Genomic DNA, 4,746 nt, shown 5'->3' on the forward strand with positions numbered 1-4,746 from the left:
GATGCCTGCGGCCAGGCCGGCAAAGCCGGAGCCGATAATGGCAATTTCTACCGTTTCATCCCACTTCACGCCTTCGGCACTTACTGAGGTCGCCATGGCCGGAGCGGCCATTACGGCACCCGCGGCACCCAGTCCCTTAATAAAGTTACGGCGTCCTAGCAGATCAACATTACTCATCTGGTTCTCACCCTTGTTTAGTTATCTCGGGGCAAATCATAAAGATGGAACCAATTCCAAAACGGGATAGTCAGACCCTTATCACGAATTATTTTTCCGGAATAAAAGAATTTGGATAAATATCTAATTAGCCTAAAAAACAATGTCAACAACCTATTCTGGAACCCGTTCCAAAACGGGCATAAGCGCAAATATCACAAGAAAGAAACGATCCTTTTTCCTCCCGGGCTGATATTGTGACCCAGTTCTGATTAGCAAAGAGTAAATGATGGAATTAGAAGAGTTGTATCGCCGAGATCTTAGCCTGCTGGTTGCATTGCAGGTGCTTATTGAAGAGCGCAGTGTGACTCAGGCAGCCAAACGACTGCATTTAAGCCAGTCCGCCACCAGTCGAATTCTATCCCGCTTACGCACCATGCTCGGAGATCCGCTATTCACCCGGGTTGGCTCAAGCCTGCTGCCAACAAACTTTGCCCTGAATTGCCAACAACGTCTTCAGGCCCCCATTGCCGAACTGAGCCAACTGCTGACACCTCGCCAGTTTGATCCGGCTCAGTGCCGACAAACCTTCTGCATTGCGGTGACTGATTTTGGCAGCCAATCCCTGATGCCGACGATATTGGAACGCCTGTATTCACAAGCTCCGGGCCTCAACCTGGAAGTCACCCCGGTGCAGCATCAGGAACTCAAGGATCAATTAGGCAGTAAAGGCGTAGATCTGGCCATCTGCCGTTCTCCAGGAGAAAGTGCCCCGCTAAAGAGTAAGGAGCTTGGCCAGGTCGGTGTGAGAGCTGTTATGGCACCGGATCACCCTCTTGCCAACCAACCGCTCACTCTCAGTAATTACCAACAATACCCCCAGGCTGTCGTCGCCATCAGCGACGGCGTCAAAGCGCTACTGGATGATGCGATGACGTCACTCCCAGAACGACGGACTCTGTTACGCAGTTCCAGCTTGTGCCATGCACTGGTACTACTCAAACACCAGCCGCTACTGCTGACCCTGCCCTCAGGGATGGCTGAACAAGCCGCTGCCAATCATAATCTGGTGGTCAAGCCGCTGCCCTTTTCTCTGCCGAGAATCGATTATCATCTGTTTTGGCACTCGAGAACCGATCTCGACCCGGCCCAGCAATGGCTGAGAGATGAAATTACCTCGGCAACCGCCGCCATACTGAACGGCAAACTGGCTTGATGAATAACTCTTTAACCCGGGGATAATCTAATGTGGAAGTTGAAGTTAAGGAACGACCGATGGGACTCTCAAATACAGCTTTCCGCGAATACCGTTGTCAGGCGGGCAGCCCCTGATACTCGAGGAATACAACTCGACCAAGAAAGAGTTCAGCCTTAAGCCGACCTTGTCCTGTCACCTGCCGAATCGGCAATAATCAATAAAGTTCCCCGCTGGAGCAAGGGGGCCAACGGGGAACTTTTAACTAATTCGGTGTGTTTCTATTAGTTACAGTGCGTAACGAATAGAGAATTGACCATAGAAAGAATCTTTGTCTTCATGGTCGATAGCGTAATTACCCACTTCCAGACCCATGGACAGTTCCGGAGTCAGGTTATTGAACAGGTTCACACCCCACTGGCTGGTTTCATTCCCGGACACGTCGCCTTTGATGTGGCCATAGATCAGCGTAGAGCGCAGGCTCTCAGTCCAGAAATGACGGTAAGCCACGTTGTAGGCGGTGGTCTCTTCCACCTCTTCACCCACCAGATCCTTCACCGCCGCAGTACCCACATAACGGCCGAGTTCACCTTGGTGATACTGGAAACGCAGGTCATCTTTACCAAAGGTATTGATACGACCGGCAATGGATCCGCCAATGGCCGTCTCGGTGTTGCCACCGTCGGTATTCAGCTGGCGGCCGATGGCTGCAACAGAAACGTTGCCCCAGTCTCCCTTGAAGGTGTACTTGGCGATCACATCCGGCAACTTATCATTGGCCGTATCACCACCAAAGCTCTCGGGATTTTCCAGGGACAGTTGCAACCCTCCCTTGGTGTAACGCAATTGCCCCTGACGGATGAAAGAGATGCCCATCATGGTACTGCCGAAGTCGGCAGTCTCACCAATGGCGCTGGTGTTCATGAAGGTAGACCAGGTCTGGCCGGCCAGGATCTCCTGATACTTGATAAACGCATGGCGCAGACGAGGGTTGATGGAGTTGGAGATGATCTGGTTACCGCCACCACCAAAAAAGTCCATCTCAATAAAGCCGGTCAGGTCACCGTGAATGTACTTGGTATTAAAGCGGGTTTCATTAGCAAAGATTCGAAACTGGGAAGCACTCTCTTCGAGGCCAGCACCACCACCTGTCCACTGGTCTTTATAAGCGACATCACCATCGACATAACGGGCGTCGACTTTAATGTAACCACCAAAAATTAGTTTATCATTATCATTCAGTTCAATTTCATAACCGGCAAATGCTGGTGACGTTACAGCAGCAACTGCACTAACTAGAGCAATATTTTTAATTTTATTGGACAACATCTAAAATCACCTTGATTAGATTGATAATTATACTTAGTTAAAAATAATTACAGACAATTTAAAAAGGACTAATAATAAGTGCCATACTCAGCACACACAGAGTTTTTATTGTCTCTTATATTAATTTATTCACTAATGAATATAAGAGGCAAAGGACCGGCAAAATAGTGTCAGGAGTTTCGGTCCTTTGCCTTATTACGTCTTAGTTCTTATGCTTATCGAACTTGAAGGTGTGACAGTCGTTACACATAGGCGCCTTCGCCTCGTGCTCACCGTGACATTCGGTGCAAGGCACCTCTTTGCCGTAGTGCAGGTTGTTATGAGGGTTCTGCCACAGCTCCTCTTCATCCTTACGAACCGTCTTCTTAGCCAACTTATCGACCTTGTGGCACTTCAGACAGGCGTCGTCTGCAGGACGGAAAGAGGGAGTGTCAGTACCGTGACATACCTTACAGTTGTCCTTCTTGTAGAACTTCTTGTGGTAAGTACGACCGTCCATCATACCCTGGTCAACCAGAGTGGCACCGGCTTTAACTTCGGCAGAGACGTTCATGCTTGCCAGCAGAGCGGCAGCAGCGGCCAGGGTCATTAACTTTTTCATCATCTAATCCTCTATTCTCTGTTATTGACTCAGGCGCCCATGATGCTGCGAGCAGCTGTCATGCCCATCACCATGCAATCTGGAATGGAGCAGCTACCCAGACGGCTCACACCGTGCATACCACCGGCCACTTCGCCCGCGGCGTACAGGCCTTCGATGCGCTTACCGGTGAAGGAGTCTTTAACTTCCGCTTTGGTGTTGGTCTGAACACCGCCCTGGCAGTAGTGAACCTTAGGCCACAGACGAACCACGGTGAACGGCGCTTTCAGGTATTTGCCTTTGGCTTTACCCATATTCTTGCCGAACTGCTCATCCACACCGGACTTCACATAACCGTTGTACTCTTCAACCTGCGCTTCCAGAGCCTTCAGCGGCACGTCGAAGTGCTTGGCCAACGCTTCCAGAGAGTCAAACTTCCAGCCAACACCGTACTTCAGTACTTTCTTACAGTTAGGGTGCTGGTTGGCGTGCTCGTAGCTGGTGATCATGATTGGCGGCAGGGCTTCACCCTTGGCATCACGACAGGACAGCTCGGCATCCGCACGGGTCTTACGGTCGGCGATTTCGTTCATGAAACGCTTACCGGTCATGCGGTTAACCGCAATGGAGTGCGGGAAGTTAAAGATCGAGTAGTTGGACACGTAGCCGAAACCACCTTCATCCGGAGACGCCCATGGGCCTGACTGGATGTGGGCCATGTGCACAGGAATCGCACCCAGACGGAACATCTCGAACATCCCCTCACCGGTCGCGCCCTTGGCGTTGGTGCAGCCCACTTCGGCAGTCAGGGTAGGATCCTGGGCCATACGCAGGTCTACGTTCTGGGCGAAACCGCCGGTGGCCATGATCACGCCGCGGGTCGCACGTACGTTGATCGCTTCACCGGTATCCTCTTCGCCGAAGTAGTAGCCCTTCTTCAGCTTAACGCCAACCACTTTGCCCGCTTCATCAACGATGAAACCGTCAAACTTGGTGCGGCTTACCATGTTCACACCAACCTTGCGGCACTCACGCAGCAGCGGCTGGGTAATACCGGCGCCACAGCTGACTGTGGTCTGGTAGGTACGGGGTACGGAGTGGCCACCCAGCTGTTGCAGGTAAGGGTGGAACACGGCACCGGCGTCCATGGTCATCTGCAACGCTTCCATGGCGTGGGAAGCCACGTGACGCAGCAGGGCCTCGTCGGCAACACCACGACCCGCTTTCAGCTGGTCGCTCACCATACGCTCTACGGAGTCATCCACACCCTTCTCTTTCTGCATCGGAGTGCGAGGCGCGGCGAACAGGCCACCGTTAATGGCGGAGTTACCACCAAATACCGGCATCTTTTCGAAGATAGTCACTGACTTACAGCCCTGACGGGAGGCTTCGATGCCTGCGGCCAGGCCGGCAAAGCCGGAGCCGATAATGGCAATTTCTACCGTTTCATCCCACTTCACGCCTTCGGCACTTACTGAGGTCGCCA

The 4,746-nt window shown here is 52.0% G+C and carries 5 protein-coding genes; 1 reads left to right on the forward strand and 4 read right to left on the reverse strand.

The annotated features are described in order from the left end of the window. A partial coding sequence (locus tag BLT77_RS19835; RefSeq protein WP_143026694.1) for a twin-arginine translocation signal domain-containing protein occupies positions 1 to 177 on the reverse strand: 177 nt, incomplete at its 3' end. 265 nt (positions 178 to 442) lie between these two features. On the opposite strand from BLT77_RS19835, the gene BLT77_RS19840 reads away from it, so the two are divergent. Next, entirely contained in the window at positions 443 to 1,372 is a 930-nt protein-coding gene (locus BLT77_RS19840; RefSeq protein ID WP_245710007.1) for a LysR family transcriptional regulator, read from the forward strand. Positions 1,373 to 1,639: 267 nt separating this feature from the next. Here BLT77_RS19840 and BLT77_RS19845 read toward each other — a convergent pair whose 3' ends face one another. The 3 genes from BLT77_RS19845 to ardA all read right to left on the reverse strand — a co-directional run. Beyond that, positions 1,640 to 2,680 (reverse strand): DcaP family trimeric outer membrane transporter, encoded by a 1,041-nt coding sequence (locus BLT77_RS19845; protein WP_090368579.1) that lies wholly within the window; start codon positions 2,678 to 2,680, stop codon positions 1,640 to 1,642. Positions 2,681 to 2,882: 202 nt separating this feature from the next. Then, positions 2,883 to 3,284 carry a cytochrome c3 family protein gene (locus BLT77_RS19850; RefSeq protein ID WP_425431750.1) on the reverse strand — a complete coding sequence of 134 codons (402 nt, stop codon included), beginning with the start codon at positions 3,282 to 3,284 and terminating at the stop codon, positions 2,883 to 2,885. A gap of 26 nt (positions 3,285 to 3,310) precedes the next feature. After that, the coding region (ardA, locus tag BLT77_RS19855; RefSeq protein WP_090368581.1) for an acrylate reductase flavoprotein subunit ArdA at positions 3,311 to 4,746 on the reverse strand (1,436 nt) is incomplete at its 5' end.

It is taken from the genome of Ferrimonas sediminum (assembly GCF_900100175.1).
Classification (GTDB): Bacteria; Pseudomonadota; Gammaproteobacteria; order Enterobacterales; family Shewanellaceae; genus Ferrimonas; species Ferrimonas sediminum.

Bases quoted from the DNA above. Each gene is read 5' to 3' on its own strand.
- BLT77_RS19840 (WP_245710007.1), top strand. From the start codon at position 443: ATGATGGAATTAGAAGAGTTGTATCGCCGAGATCTTAGCCTGCTGGTT.
- BLT77_RS19845 (WP_090368579.1), bottom strand. From the start codon at position 2,680: ATGTTGTCCAATAAAATTAAAAATATTGCTCTAGTTAGTGCAGTTGCT.
- BLT77_RS19850 (WP_425431750.1), bottom strand. From the start codon at position 3,284: ATGATGAAAAAGTTAATGACCCTGGCCGCTGCTGCCGCTCTGCTGGCA.